The organism is Kitasatospora sp. NPDC127116 (assembly GCF_042677365.1).
Classification (GTDB): domain Bacteria; phylum Actinomycetota; class Actinomycetes; order Streptomycetales; family Streptomycetaceae; genus Kitasatospora; species Kitasatospora lactacystinica.
The window spans coordinates 29592-44225 of the sequence record NZ_JBHXTL010000020.1; the positions used below are offsets into that span (position 1 = coordinate 29592).

10 protein-coding genes are annotated in these 14634 nt (G+C 74.8%); 9 read left to right on the forward strand and 1 reads right to left on the reverse strand.

The features are described from left to right. The first annotated feature begins 464 nt into the window (after positions 1-464). From ACFVHV_RS11735 to ACFVHV_RS11770, 8 genes are all read left to right on the forward strand, one after another. Entirely contained in the window at positions 465-2591 is a 2127-nt protein-coding gene (locus ACFVHV_RS11735) for a glycogen debranching N-terminal domain-containing protein (RefSeq protein ID WP_380350903.1), read from the forward strand. Positions 2592-2771: 180 nt separating this feature from the next. Beyond that, entirely contained in the window at positions 2772-3530 is a 759-nt protein-coding gene (locus ACFVHV_RS11740; RefSeq protein WP_359912725.1) for an NUDIX domain-containing protein, read from the forward strand. A gap of 193 nt (positions 3531-3723) precedes the next feature. Continuing rightward, the gene (locus ACFVHV_RS11745) at positions 3724-4002 is read left to right on the forward strand and encodes a hypothetical protein (RefSeq protein WP_359912728.1); all 279 of its coding nucleotides are present in this window, start codon (positions 3724-3726) and stop codon (positions 4000-4002) included. Positions 4003-4362: 360 nt separating this feature from the next. Beyond that, positions 4363-6060: an ATP-binding cassette domain-containing protein gene (locus ACFVHV_RS11750; RefSeq protein ID WP_380350865.1), complete on the forward strand. Its 1698-nt coding sequence runs from the start codon at positions 4363-4365 to the stop codon at positions 6058-6060. 3 nt (positions 6061-6063) lie between these two features. Further along, positions 6064-6969 (forward strand): hypothetical protein, encoded by a 906-nt coding sequence (locus ACFVHV_RS11755; protein WP_380350867.1) that lies wholly within the window; start codon positions 6064-6066, stop codon positions 6967-6969. Between the two features lie 153 nt (positions 6970-7122). Continuing rightward, positions 7123-8055 (forward strand): FCD domain-containing protein, encoded by a 933-nt coding sequence (locus ACFVHV_RS11760; protein ID WP_359912737.1) that lies wholly within the window; start codon positions 7123-7125, stop codon positions 8053-8055. Positions 8056-8633: 578 nt separating this feature from the next. After that, positions 8634-10271, forward strand: coding sequence for an RNA polymerase sigma factor (locus ACFVHV_RS11765; protein ID WP_380350869.1), 1638 nt, complete (start codon positions 8634-8636; stop codon positions 10269-10271). Positions 10272-10581: 310 nt separating this feature from the next. Continuing rightward, the gene (locus ACFVHV_RS11770; RefSeq protein WP_380350904.1) at positions 10582-11382 is read left to right on the forward strand and encodes a S1 family peptidase; all 801 of its coding nucleotides are present in this window, start codon (positions 10582-10584) and stop codon (positions 11380-11382) included. A 251-nt stretch (positions 11383-11633) separates the two neighbouring features. On the opposite strand, the gene ACFVHV_RS11775 is transcribed toward ACFVHV_RS11770, so the two are convergent. Continuing rightward, positions 11634-11864, reverse strand: a complete 231-nt coding sequence (locus tag ACFVHV_RS11775) for a hypothetical protein (RefSeq protein ID WP_359912625.1) — start codon at positions 11862-11864, stop codon at positions 11634-11636. Positions 11865-12402: 538 nt separating this feature from the next. Between ACFVHV_RS11775 and ACFVHV_RS11780 the strand changes: the two genes are divergently transcribed. Continuing rightward, complete coding sequence (locus ACFVHV_RS11780) at positions 12403-14514, forward strand: DNA topoisomerase IV subunit B (protein ID WP_359912622.1); 2112 nt, start codon at positions 12403-12405, stop codon at positions 14512-14514. The last annotated feature ends 120 nt before the right edge of the window (positions 14515-14634 follow it).

Below are 14634 nucleotides of genomic sequence, written 5' to 3' on the forward strand. Positions count from 1 at the left end.
GGGCGTGACCTGGTGGCGGTGCGCGGCGTTCACCCCCGGGGGCCTGCACCCGGTTCGGGCGGGCCGATCGGGCCGATCGCCGGGCGGAGCGGACCCGGCCGCCCGGGCACCGGCAGCGCTGGGTGACCGCGTGCGGCGCCACGACCGGCCGCCGCCACGGGACCGTACGGCCCGGAGGGCGCGGGCCGCGGGGGAAGGGCGTCACCGGCAGGCCGGGGCGCCGGACCTGACGGCGTGCCGGGCACGGCGGCGAGCCCCGGAACGAAGGCGCGGCGCGCCGGTACCCACCCGGTACCGAGCACCGCATGGCACGACCCACCGCCGGGTACGGCCAGACACGGCACATCCGCCGACGGGACGGCCCCGCCGGCCCGGCACCACCAGCACGCGATCGAGCACGCTCGCGGCCCACCGGCCTGACCCGGCCACCGGACCGCCGAGGGGAGGAGAGTCCGGTGACCGCCATGAGGCCACCACAGGCCATGCCGGCCGAGAGCGTGGTCGGCGCGCCGCCCAGGCCGATGGGCCGCCCCGACCAGGCCCCGGTGGCCGGGCCCGGGGGCGCACCGGTCGGCCCTGGCCGACCCGCGGCCCCGCCGCGCCCGCAGCCGCCCGCCGTCCACCACGCGGTGATCTGCGTCAACGCCCCGGCGATGGCCGCCTCCGGCCCCGACGGCCAGCTGCGCGGCCACGGCCTGCACGGCTTCTACCGCAACGGCGTCCGGGTGCTCGCCCGGATGGAGCTGCGGCTGGGCGGCATGGAGCCGCTGCCGCTCCAGGGCACCCTGACCAGCACCGCCCAGGCCCGCTTCCTCGGCGCGGTCCGCGTCCCCGGCGACCTGGACCCGGACCCGGCGCTCACCGTCGAACGGCTGCGGCACGCCGACGGCGTGGAGACGGTGGTCGTGCGCAACACCGGTCCGCGGCCCGCCCGGCTGCCCCTGGAGATAGCCCTCGGCACCGACCTCGGCCCGGTCGCCGAGATCGCCGCCGGGCACCGCCAGCCCGACCTGCCGGGCCAGGTGCAGTCCGCCGGGCTGCGCTGGACGGGGCCGGTGCACAGCGCCGTGGTCAGCGCCCAGCCCTCCCCGCACGCCGTCCTGGCCGGCGCCGGCGTGCTGCGTTGGGACCTGGAGATCCAGCCCGGCGCCCGCTGGTCGGTCGAGCTGCACACCGAGCTGGAGAGCGCCGTCGGCGGCCCGCGCCCGCCGGGCGGCCGCGGCACTGGAGCCCCGCTGCCCTGGTCCGAGCCGGAGGTCCGCAGCGACGACGGCCGGGCGGCTCCGCTGGTCTCCCGCTCGCTGGACGCCCTCGGCGGGCTGCTGTTCGCCGACCCGGACCGCCCGACCGACCTCTACCCGGCCTCCGGCGCGCCCTGGCGCTTCGGCCTCGCCCCGGCCGACGCGCTCTGGGCCGCCCGGCTGACCCTGCCGCTCGGCACCCGGCTGGCGGCCGGCACCCTCCGGGCGCTGGCCCGCCGTCAGCAGCTCGCCCCCGCCCCGGGCCGCACCGAGGGCCTGCTGCCCGGCGCCCTGCGCCACGGCGGTCCCGAGCTGCCGCCCACCTGCACCGCCACCGAGGCCACCCTGCTGTTCGTCACCGTGCTGACCGAGGCCTGGCGCTGGGGCCTGCCCCCGGCGGAGGTCGCCGAGCTGCTCCCGGCCGCCGAGCGGGCCCTGGCCGCCCTGCGCGAGGGCCTGGTCGACGGCTTCGTCACCGACCTGAGCCGCCCGCTGGAGGAGCGCTCCGCCCACCCGGTCGCCGCCCGCGCCGAGGTCCAGGCGCAGGCCCACCGCGCCGCCCTGCACGGGGCCGAGCTGCTGGAGGCCTTCGGCAGGCCGGGCGCCGAGGACTGGCGCGGCTGGGCCGCCGCGCTGCGCGGGCGCTTCCGCGAGCGGTTCTGGATCGACGACCTGTCCGGTGGCCGTCCCGCGGCCGGGCTGGCCCCGGGCGGCCAGCCGCTGCCCGCCGTCGCCTCCTCCCTGGTGCACCTGCTGGACACCGGGCTCGCCGTCGACGGTGGCCGGTACGAGAGCCTGCTGGACCGCGAGCAGACCCGGCTGCTCGCCCAGCGCCTGGTCGCGCCGGAGCTGGACAGCGGCTGGGGCCTGCGCACGCTGAGCGCCAAGTCCCCCCGGTTCAACCCGCTGGGTCACCGCGGCGGTGCGGTGCGGGTCCACGAGACGGCCCTGGCGATCGCCGGACTGGCCGAGGCCGGTCACGAGAACGAGGCCGGCACCCTGCTGGAGGGCCTGCTCGCCGCGAGCGCCCACTTCGAGGGGCGGCTGCCGGAGATGTACGCGGGGGAGCAGCGCACCCCGGGCTGCCCGCCGGTGCCGCACCCGGCCGCCTGTCGCCCGGCAGCGGTCTCCGCGGCCGCCGGCGCGCACGCGGTATTCGCCCTCGCCGGGGTCCGGCCCGACGTCCCGGGCGGCCGGGTGCTGGTCCGCCCGGCCAGCACCGCACCGCTCGGCGAGCTGGAGCTGACCGGCCTGCGGGTGGCGGGCGAGCCGTTCTCCGTCCGGGTGAGCCGGATCGGCGTGGCGATGGTGGAGGAGGCGTCCACGGACCTGCAACTCGTCGCCCGCTGAGCCGCCGCGGGGGCTCGTGCCCCCGCGACGGTGACACCGGGTCACCGGCGCCGCGCCTGCCCGTTCCCGGTCCCGCGCTGGACGGGTGCGAACCGCACGGGGCCCGTGCGGGGCCCCGGCCCTGCGCGGTCCCCGCACGGGCCTGTGCTTATCGTCAGAGAGACGACTATGATCGTCGCCATGTCGCGTTACGATCCGTCGGCCTTTCCCCCGTTCGCTGTCACGGTTGACCTCGTGGTGCTGACGGTGCGCGACCACTCGCTCTGTGCCCTGCTGGTCAGACGAGGCGAGCCGCCGTTCCAGGGGTACTGGGCGCTGCCCGGCGGCTTCGTCCGCCCGGACGAGGGCCTGGCCGAGGCCGCCTCCCGCGAGCTGGCCGAGGAGACCGGCCTGCGCGCGCACACCGCCCCCGGCCACGACGCTGTCGGCCCCGGCGCGGCCGGTGCCCACCTGGAGCAGCTCGCCACCTACGGCCACCCGCAGCGCGACCCCCGGATGCGCGTGGTCAGCGTCGCCTACCTGGTGCTGGCCCCCGATCTGCCCACGCCCCGGGCCGGCGGCGACGCCAGCAGCGCCCGCTGGGCCCCGGTCGGCGAACTCCTCGGCGAGAACCCGGCCGACGGCGTCCCGCTCGCCTTCGACCACGGCCTGATCCTCGCCGACGGTGTGGAACGCGCCCGCTCCAAGATCGAATACTCCTCCCTCGCCACCGCCTTCTGCCCGACCGAGTTCACCGTCGGCGAGCTGCGCCGGGTCTACGAGGCGGTCTGGGGCGTGGTGCTGGACCCGCGGAACTTCCACCGCAAGGTCACCGGCACCCCCGGCTTCCTGCTGCCCTCGGGCGGCACGACGACGCGTCAGGGCGGCCGTCCGGCCCAGCTGTTCACCGCCGGCGGGGCGACCGTCCTCAACCCGCCCATGCTCCGCCCGGAGTCCTGAGCGCCGCCGGACCCGTACCCGGCCCGTCCGTGCCCGCCCCGTCCCGATCCCGCTCGGCCAGCCCTGTCGCGGTGCGCGGCCCCGAGGCAGCCGAATGGCCTGGCCTGGCTGCGAACGCGGGGCCGGCGGCGCAGAGTGTCGGTGGACGCTCCGGCCGCCGGGCCGGAGGCCTTCCGGCCCAGGGAGCCCCGCGATGGCCATCGAGGACTGCGCCAACCAGCGAACCCTCATCGAGGGGCTGGCGGCGGACTACCGGAGCCTCGACGAGACCACCACCGCCACGGAGAAGGAACTGGCCGCACTGCAGGTCGAGCAGGCGGCGCCCGAGGCGGTCGCCGCCGTGGAGGAACGGCTGGCCGCCGAGCGGGAGCGACTGGGCGAGATCACGGTGGAGGGCCAGGCCGCCGTCGACGAGTTCCACGCGGTCTGCGGCGGCGAGCAGCTCCCACCCCCGCCCTGGCCTCCCCGCTAGCGGCCGCGCCCCGTCCCCGTCCTCGGGCACGGCGCTGCGCCCGGCCTGAGCCCCCGGGGCCACCGATGCCGGTGAAGCTCCCGAAGCCCCGGAGCCGTCAGCGCTCCCGGAGCCGGCCGGAGCGGCCCGGGTCCGGAGCGGCCCGGGTCCGGAACGGACCGGTCCCCCGTGAATCGCAGGATCGGATTTTCCCCTGATCGGGTGAGGTGGGCAGTCGGCGGGCCCGTGCCGTTCCCGCAATGCCCGGAATAGCCGCCGTCGCCCCCTAATGTGCTGGCGCGGAGCCGCGCGGGTGCATGCCCGCCCCTCAGGGGCGCTCCGCGTCGAGCAGGTCGGCCGAGGGCATGGGAGCAGCCAGCGATGATCCAGATCACCGGACTGACCAAGGTCTATCGCAAGGGCGCTCCGCCCGCGGTACTCGATCTGACCTTCGACGCCCGGCCCGGCACGGTGACCGCGCTGCTCGGCGCCGAGGGGGCGGGCAAGTCCACCGCGCTGCGGCTGATGCTCGAACTCGAACGGGGCCAGGGCGTCACGTTCTTCGGCGACCGCCCGTACCGCCGACTGCGCCACCCCGAACGCGTGGTCGGGGTGATGATGCCCGGCGCCGGGGAGTCCGCAGTGGCCGGTCACCCGGGCCGCAAGGCGCGCAGCCACCTGCGGATGCTCGCCGCTGCCGTCGGCGTCCCGGCCCGCCGGGCCGACGAACTGCTGGAGCAGACCAGGCTGGCCGCGGTCGCCGGGCAGCGGTTGCGCACCTTCTCGCCCGGCATGCACCGCCGGCTGGCGCTGGCCGCCGCCCTGCTCGGCGACCCCGGCGCGCTGCTGCTGGACGGGCCCGCCGACGGCCTGTCACCGCGCAACGTCGAGTGGTTCCACTCCTTCCTGCGCTCCTTCGGCGCCGCCGGCGGAACGGTCCTGGTGACCACCCGCAGCCCGCAGGAGGCCTCGCAGCTCGCGGACCGGGTGGTCACCCTGGACCGCGGCCGGCTGGTGGCCGACCAGCCCGTCGCGGAGTTCCGGCAGACCAGGCTCAGTCCCGAAGTGGCCGTCCGGGGGCCGCAGATGGCGCGACTGGCCGATCTGCTGGTCAGCCAGGGCGCGGACGTCCGCCGGGACGGCAGCGTCGGTCTCGCGGTGGCCGGGATCGACCGCACCGAGATCGGCGAACTCGCCTACCGCCACGGGATCCTGCTGCACGAGCTGGCCGACCGGGTGGTCGAGCAGCCGGCGCCGCGGGTCGTCCTTCCGGTCGGCTCGGGCCGCTCCGGCGAGCTCCGCCTCCACCCGGAACCCGAGACCGGTCCGAGCCAGGAGCCTGGCCGGCGGCCGAACCGGGAACCGGCCCGGGAGGCGGGTCCGAAGCCGGCCGCCCGGCGGGTCCCCGAGCCGGCCGCCGAGCCCGTTCCGGGCGAGGCCGTGAGGTCCCCGGCCGAGCCCGCGACGGCCCCGCCCCTGCCCCCGCCCCTGACCCCGGCCGAACCGGCCACCGCCGCCGCGCCGGGAGGCGCCGCCGTCCCGAAGTGCGGGGCTCCCCGCCGCCCCCGGCAGGATGGTTCCCTGCCCGCCCGCGCCCTGCCCGCCGTGGCCGTCGCCGCCGCCCTCCCGGCCGCCGCGCTCCCCGTCCTCGGCTCGGCCGGCCGCCGACCCGAGCCGCCGGGCCGTCGCTCCGGGCCGTCCGTGCGGACGGGGGTCGACGCCATGGACGAACCCGCGCCCACGGTGGCCGTCGACCGGCTCTTCCGCGACGACCCGGCCCCGCCGCTGGAGCCCGCCCGGGTCCGGCCCCTCGGCCGCCGGGCCAGCGCCGACGACCTGCTCACCGACGACACCGTGCGCCTCCGGCGCCCCGTCTCGGGCGCGACCGCCGTCCGAGCCTCCGCCGTCCGGGGCGCCGCCGCCCAGAGCCCCGTCAGGCGAGCCGCCCCGGCCACCCCGGGCACCCCGGCCACCCCGGGCACCCCGGCCACTCCGGCCACCCCGGGCACCCCGGCTACCCCGGCCGCCCCGGGGACCTCTGCAGCCCCCGCCATCCCCGACGACCACCGGAGCGAGTGAACCGTGCGTGTCCTGGCCTACGAGCTGCGCCGCCTGCGCGGCCTGCGTTCCACCTGGCTGCTGCTCGCCGCCGTACTGCTCGGCGACGCCGGGGTGGCCGCCGTCCTGGCGAGCCAGGCCCCGGACGGCCCGCTGACGGCCCCGGCGGGGGTGCGGCTGCTGACCGCCGCCGTCCCGCTGATCCCGCTGCCCTTCGCGGCGCTCGGCGCCGGGGTGCTGGGCGCGCTCTCGTACGGGCACGAGGTGCGCCACCCGGGGCTGGTGGCCTCGCAGGTGTCGTACCCGCGCAGGGTGCGGCTGCTGCTGGCCAAGCTGGTGGTGATCGGCCCGGTGGCGGCGCTGCTGGCGCTGGCCACCCTGCTGTTCGACACGGCGGCCGTGCACCTCGCGCTGCCGGACGGCGTCACGGTGGCGGCCTGGGCGGACCCGTCCGCACTGTCGGACCGGGCCTTCGAGGCGCTGACCGGTGCGGGGGTGCCCGGGTTGTCCGACCTGCCGGGTGTGGGCGCCCCGCTCGGGCTGGTGGCCGGCCACGGGGTGCCCGCCGCCCTACTGGCCTTCGTCCTGCTCACCGTGGTGGCGGGCTGGACCGGGGTGCTGGCCGCCTCGCTGACCCGCAGTGCCGCGGCCGGGGTGCTGCTGCTGTGCGCGCTGCCGCCGCTGCTGGAGTCCGGCGTCGCCCTGCTGCTTCGCCGCACCGGCAGGCCGTGGCCGACCCGGGCGACCGAACTGCTGCCGTTCCAGTCCGGGATCGAGTGGGCCTACGGCTGGGTGTACGGCGGTGCGCACGAGGCGGTGGCCGGGAGCGCGGCGCTGACCGATCCGGCGCTGCTCGCCGCGGTCGCGACCCCTGCGGCGCTCCTGCTGCTGGCCGCCCTGCTGGCCCAGGCCCGCCGCCGCGCCCTGTAGCGCCGCGTCGCACGGGGCCGCCCGCCCGGGCCCGAGGCCGCGTCACGGGTGCGGTCCTGCCCGGGACTTCCAAGATCGACCAGCAGTGACCGTAATGCGCGGTTCTTCCTGATAAGAAGTCAATTATCCAGTCACGGTCGATCACCCTTTCGTGTGCTTTTCACGAGAATTCTCAAGCCACGCCTGCCGATCGCCGACAAAGGAGGCGTGAGTACCCTTGCGCACCCCACCATGACCCCCGCCCGTTCCGCCGATGGGCCCATCCACGGTCCCGGCGACCTGGACCGCTTCTCGTACGCCGACCGGCCGACCCCGCCGGTGCCCCGCTGGGAGGGCGCCGAGTCGGACATCGCCCGGGTCGGCCGCAAGACCACCAGCAGCCGGGGCCGCGGTCTGCACGGCCAGCTGGTCCAGCAGCTCGGCCAGATGATCGTCTCCGGCGACCTCGGTGCCGACCGCCCGCTGGTGCCCGAGGAGATCGGCCAGCGGTTCGAGGTCTCCCGCACCGTCGTCCGCGAGTCGCTGCGCGTGCTGGAGGCCAAGGGCCTGGTCAGCGCCCGGCCGAACGTCGGCACCCGGGTCCGTCCGGTCGGCGACTGGAACCTGCTGGACCCGGACATCATCGAGTGGCGCGCCTTCGGGCCGCAGCGGGACGAGCAGCGCCGGGAGCTGTTCGAGCTCCGCTGGGCGATCGAGCCGCTGGCCGCCCGGCTCGCCTCCGGCCACGGCCGGGAGGATGTCCAGCAGCGCCTGGTCGAGCTGGTCGAGATCATGAGCCACGCCGCCTCCCAGGCCGACCTCTCGACCTACACCCGGGCCGACGCCGAGCTGCACGGCCTGGTCCTCCAGATGGCGGGCAACCGGATGCTGGAGCACCTGTCCGGGATCGTCGCCTGCGCGCTGCAGGTCTCGGGCGGTCCGGCGATCTCCTGCGAGCGCCCCACCGAGTCCTCGGTCAGCCTGCACGCCCGGCTGGTGGAGGCGCTGGGTGCCGGCGACGGCGCCGCGGGCGAGGTCGCGATGCGGGCGCTGCTCACCGTCCATCCCGAGATCGAGCCGTCCGTTCCCGCGCCCAGGGAGCACTGAACGGGCTGTTTTCCACGAGCGGAGGCGCCGGACGGCGGCGGCCCGCTCCGCCCGGGCCCTCCGGCCGCACCGCGCGGCGCAGCCGGGGGGCTTCCGCATGCCGCCGTCCCACCGGGCGGAGCCGGCGGGGGCCGCGTGGCCCGAGGGGGCGGCGTCCCCAGGGGGGCGAACCGCCGGGAGCGGCCCGGTGGGAGCGGCCCGGCGAATGCGGGCGGCGAAAACGGACGGCGAAAGCGGGCCCACGTCGGGCTTGTCCATGACAATAGTTTCACCGGCGAGTGCGCGATGATGGAAGCGGCTCCGGGTTGCGGGCGCCGGATGGTGTGACCCGCGACACGAAGGCCATGCGTAACACTTGACGAGTAGCAGCGATGTGTCCTGAGCGGAAGCAGCTCCGGAATACTCCAACATGTCAGAATGCTGTGTTGGTCCGCGGCGCTGCTGCCGTCCTGCAAACCCAGTCCTCAAGCCCGAGTCGGTCGGAATCGACACCGCGCGTCCGACGCGCGATCTCCTTCCCCGCCCGCTCGGGCGGCCGGTACGGGTTCGAGATCCACTCATCGTCCGAGAGGTTGTTCGTGTCGGCCAGCACATCCCGTTCGCTTCCCCCCGAGATCGCCGAGTCCGCGGCTCTGCTGGCTCTCATCGAGCGGGGCAAGGCCCAGGGGCAGATCGCCGGTGACGACGTGCGCCAGGCGTTCGAGGCGGACCAGATCCCGGTCACCAAGTGGAAGAACGTCATGCGCAGCCTCAATCAGGTGCTGATTGAGGAGGGCGTGGACCTCATGGTCAGCGCGGCCGAACCGGCCGGCGCCAAGCGCAAGAGCGTTGCTGCCAAGAGCCCCACCAAGCGCACCGCCACCAAGGCTGTCACCACCCGGACCCCGTCGGCCCCGACCAAGCCGCCCGTGCGGATCGCCCCCGGCGCTCCCGTCGCGGCTCCGGCCGTCGTCGCCGCCGCGGCCACGGCTCCCACCGTCTCCGCCGAGATCACCGTCGAGGAGACGACCGGCGTCGTCGCCGGGGTGAAGGCGGCTCCTGCCAAGAAGGCCGCGCCGGCCAAGAAGGCCGCCGCCAAGAAGACCGCCGCGCCGGCCAAGAAGACCGCCGCCAAGAAGACCGCCGCCGGCAAGACCGCCAAGGGCGACGAGGAGCTGCTCGGCGAGGAGGAGCTGCTCGAGGACGTCGCGCTGCCCGGTGACAAGACCGAGGCCGAGGGCACCGGTCCGGAGGAGGAGTCGGAGGGCTTCGTCCTCTCCGACGACGACGAGGACGACGCGCCGGCCCAGCAGGTCGCCGTCGCCGGCGCCACCGCCGACCCGGTCAAGGACTACCTGAAGCAGATCGGCAAGGTCCCGCTGCTCAACGCCGAGCAGGAGGTCGAGCTCGCCAAGCGCATCGAGGCCGGTCTGTTCGCCGAGGACAAGCTCTCGGCCGCCGACAAGCTCGCCCCGAAGCTCAAGCGCGAGCTGGAGATCATCGCCGAGGACGGCCGCCGGGCCAAGAACCACCTGCTGGAGGCCAACCTCCGTCTGGTGGTCTCGCTGGCCAAGCGCTACACCGGTCGCGGCATGCTCTTCCTGGACCTGATCCAGGAGGGCAACCTCGGTCTGATCCGTGCGGTCGAGAAGTTCGACTACACCAAGGGCTACAAGTTCTCGACCTACGCCACCTGGTGGATCCGCCAGGCGATCACCCGCGCCATGGCCGACCAGGCCCGCACCATCCGCATCCCGGTGCACATGGTCGAGGTCATCAACAAGCTGGCCCGCGTCCAGCGCCAGATGCTCCAGGACCTGGGCCGCGAGCCCACCCCGGAGGAGCTGGCCAAGGAACTCGACATGACCCCCGAGAAGGTCATCGAGGTCCAGAAGTACGGCCGCGAGCCGATCTCGCTGCACACCCCGCTGGGCGAGGACGGCGACAGCGAGTTCGGTGACCTGATCGAGGACTCCGAGGCGGTCGTCCCGGCCGACGCGGTCTCCTTCACCCTGCTCCAGGAGCAGCTGCACTCGGTGCTGGACACCCTGTCCGAGCGCGAGGCGGGCGTGGTCTCGATGCGCTTCGGCCTGACCGACGGCCAGCCGAAGACGCTGGACGAGATCGGCAAGGTGTACGGGGTCACCCGTGAGCGCATCCGCCAGATCGAGTCGAAGACCATGTCGAAGCTGCGCCACCCGTCGCGCTCCCAGGTGCTGCGCGACTACCTGGACTGATCGACGGCAGTCGTTCCACGCGAAGGCCCGGAGCCGCACGGCTCCGGGCCTTCGCGGCTGTCCGGGCCCGGGCGTGTCAGCGTCCGGGTGGTGGTTGTCGCTCGTCCGGGTGGCGGCGCGGCGGGAAGCGGTCGCACGGTGCAGCCGGTCACCTACGCTGTGCCGGTTGCCTGCTTCCGAGCCTCCTGGAGTCACGGTGCCGACCGAGCCGGACCGCACTGACCTGCCGACGCCCATCCCGTTTCCGGCAGACCTCGCCGATCCGGTCGATCCGGCCGTCGGCCGGGCGGGCCGCCGCCGCAGGGCCGCCGTGCTGGCGCTGCTGGCCGCCGTGCCCGTCCCGCTGGTCGCCCTCGGCGGCGCGGCGCCGGCCGAGGCCCAGCGCCGGGTGGTCGGCGGTACGGCGGCGAGCACCGGGGACCACCCGTGGATCGTGGCGCTGTCCAGCCGCCAGCAGTTCGGCAGCGGCCGTTCCGGCCAGTTCTGCGGGGGAGCGCTGGTCACCCCGACCAAGGTGGTCACGGCCGCGCACTGCTTCTACGACGAGGGCAAGGGCCGGGTGGAGCGGCCGGGCCTCAAGGTGATCGTCGGCCGGGACGACATGCGCGGCACGACCGGCCGCGAGATTGCGGCGCGGTCGGTCTGGATCCACCCCGACTACTCCTTCGACGCGAACATGAACGACGTCGCGGTGATCACCCTGGCCGAGTCCCAGGGCGCCCGGCCGGTGGTCGAGCTGGTCGGCCAGGGCGAGACGGTGCCGTACCTGGCCGGGACCACGGCGCAGGTGTACGGCTGGGGCGACACCACCGGGCGGGGCGACTACTCGCCCACGCTGCGCGGGGTGTCCGTGCCGATCGTGCCGGACGGGGCCTGTGCGCAGGCGTACCCGGGCGGGCAGGACGGAAGGTTCGACGCCCGCGGCATGGTCTGCGCGGGCGAGGAGCGGGGCGGCAAGGACGCCTGCCAGGGCGACAGCGGCGGCCCGATGATCGTCGAGGGCCGGCTGGTGGGCCTGGTGTCCTGGGGGACCGGCTGCGCCGAGGCGGCCCACCCGGGCGTCTACACCAGGGTGTCCTCGGTCGCCGACGCGGTGCGCTCGGTCCTGTGAACGTCCGCGGACGCGGTGTGTCCGGTGAAGCGGACGTCGCGGTGGGTGTGCGCCCGGTCACGTGCTGACGCCGGGTTCTGACGCGGCGTCGGCAGTCGTGGCCGGACCGTCACCGGACCCGGGAGGGTGCCCGGGGGTACAGCAGAGCCGGGCGGCCGGCCCCCGAGGGGGTCAGCCGCCCGGCCCACCGGTCGCGCGCGGTGCACGACCGGACACAGCTCGACGCCGGCTGCTGGTTTTGGCGCCCGGGATCAGCGCTCGTCTTCGGTCGCCGTGGCGGTGGTCGTGGTGAGACGGCCGCTCTCGTCCTGTATCTCCACGGCGATCTTCTTGAGCTCGGGCTCGAACTTCCGGCCGTGGTGGGCGCAGAAGAGCAGCTCTCCGCCGCTGGCGAGTACGACGCGCAGGTAGGCCTGGGCGCCGCAGCGGTCGCAGCGGTCAGCCGCGGTCAGCGGGCTCGCAGGGGTCAGAACAGTAGTCACGTCGCCTCTTCTCTAGCTCGACGAGCTGTCGTACCAGGGTCAACATCCAACCAGGCCGAAAACGTTCCCGCTCGTGGCTTTTCTTCTCTGAGGATTCTGCTGTGTTGATGAGGACGTGCCCCGGGCGTCGGTGGTTCATGCGTGCCGATTCCCGGGATCCGCCCGTCGCTCGAACGCCCGATCGGGATCGGGTACGAGGTCCGCGTAGCATAATCCTCTGCCGGGTTGGAGCATAAGCCCCGCCCCGGGCCCCGGTAGCCTGCATAACGGCAGTTCCGGAGCCTGTGCCGGGTCCCACGATCCGCCAGGACCGGTGGTACCGGGAGGAGATGGCGCCCCCGGGGTCCGTACCCGGGTGCGGTGCTTGTTCGCGCAGCGCGTACAAGCTGCGCGGGGCCGGCCCGTCGTGCTGTGCACCCGGCGCAGGGGCTCGGGCACGCAGGGCGACGGGTGTCGGTGCGGCGTGCTGCACTGGCGTTTGGTCCGGATGCGTCCGGATGTGACCGATGAGACAGAACTTCACCGAGGAGAGTGCCGCGTGAGTGCCGAAACGACCGTGCCGTCCGCGCTGCTGGCCGGCGACGACGGTTCCAACTACACCGCGCGGCACCTGCTCGTCCTGGAGGGCCTGGAGGCGGTCCGCAAGCGCCCCGGCATGTACATCGGCTCGACCGACAGCCGCGGCCTGATGCACTGCCTCTGGGAGATCATCGACAACTCCGTCGACGAGGCGCTCGGCGGCTACTGCGACCGCATCGACGTCGTGCTGCACCCCGACTCCTCGGTCGAGGTCCGGGACAACGGGCGCGGCATCCCGGTCGACGTCGAACCCAAGACCGGGCTGTCCGGCGTCGAGGTCGTGATGACCAAGCTGCACGCCGGCGGCAAGTTCGGCGGCGGCTCCTACGCGGCCTCCGGCGGTCTGCACGGCGTCGGCGCCTCGGTCGTCAACGCGCTCTCCGCCCGCCTCGACGTCGAGGTCGACCGCGGCGGGCACACCCACGCGATCAGCTTCCGCCGCGGCACCCCCGGCCTCTTCACCGAGGCCAGCCCGGACGCGCCCTTCGAGCCCGGCAACGGCCTGACCAGGGCCCGCAAGGTGCCGAAGACCCGCACCGGCACCCGGATCCGCTACTGGGCCGACCGGCAGATCTTCCTCAAGGACGCCAAGCTCTCCCTGGAGAACCTGCACAGCCGCGCCCGGCAGACCGCCTTCCTGGTCCCCGGCCTCACCATCGTGGTGCGTGACGAGCGGCTCACCGAGAGCGAGAAGGTCGAGGAGAGCACCTTCCGCTTCGACGGCGGCATCGCCGAGTTCTGCGAGTTCCTGGCCCCCGACAAGCCGGTCTGCGACGTGGTGCGGCTGCACGGCGAGGGCACCTTCAAGGAGACCGTGCCGGTCCTGGACGACCTCGGGCACATGACCCCCACCGAGGTCACCCGGCACCTCGGTGTGGACATCGCGCTGCGCTGGGGGACCGGCTACGACACCACGCTGCGCTCCTTCGTCAACATCATCGCCACCCCCAAGGGCGGCACCCACGTCACCGGGTTCGAGCGCTCGCTGGCCAAGACGGTCAACGAGGCGCTGCGCGCGGGCAAGCTGCTGCGGGTCGCCGAGGACGACATCACCAAGGACGACGCCACCGAGGGCCTCACCGCGGTGGTCACCGTCCGGCTCGCCGAGCCGCAGTTCGAGGGCCAGACCAAGGAGGTGCTCGGCACCTCGGCGGCCAACCGGATCGTCGCGGCCGTCGTCGCCAAGGAGCTCAAGGCCTTCCTGACCTCGGCCAAGAAGGACCAGAAGCTCCAGGCCCGGGCCGTGCTCGACAAGGTCGTCGCGGCCGCCCGCACCCGGGTCGCCGCCCGGCAGCACAAGGAGGCCCAGCGCCGCAAGACCGCGTTGGAGACCAGCTCGCTGCCCGCCAAGCTGGCCGACTGCCGCAGCGACGACGTCGACCGCAGCGAACTGTTCATCGTCGAGGGGGACTCCGCGCTCGGCACCGCCAAGCTCGCCCGCAACTCCGAGTTCCAGGCGCTGCTGCCGATCCGCGGCAAGATCCTCAACGTGCAGAAGGCCTCGGTGAGCGACATGCTCAAGAACGCCGAGTGCGCCGCGATCATCCAGGTGATAGGGGCCGGCTCGGGCCGCACCTTCGACATCGACCAGGCCCGCTACGGCCGGGTCATCTTCATGGCCGACGCCGACGTCGACGGTTCGCACATCCGCACCCTGCTGCTCACCCTCTTCCACCGCTACATGCGGCCGATGGTCGAGCAGGGCCGGGTCTTCGCCGCCGTGCCGCCGCTGCACCGGATCGAGCTCACCAGCCCCAAGCGCGGCCAGGAGAAGTACCACTACACCTACTCCGACGCCGAACTGCGCTCCACGCTGCTGGAGTTCCAGCGCAAGAACCAGCGCTGGAAGGAGCCGGTGCAGCGCTACAAGGGCCTGGGCGAGATGGACGCCGACCAGCTGGCCGAGACCACCATGGACCCGCGCCACCGCACGCTGCGCCGGATCAACCTGGGCGACCTGGAGCAGGCCGAGAGGATCTTCGACCTGCTGATGGGCAACGACGTCGCCCCCCGCAAGGAGTTCATCGTGGACTCGGCGGCCACCCTGGACCGCTCCCGCATCGACGCCTGATCCCGGCCGTGGGGGGGGGGGGGGGGGGCGCCGGCCGGGGGGGGGGGGGCCCGCGGGGCGCGCCCCCCCCCCCACCCCCCCCCCCGCCACCCCACCCCCCGCGGCCCCCACCGCCGGCCA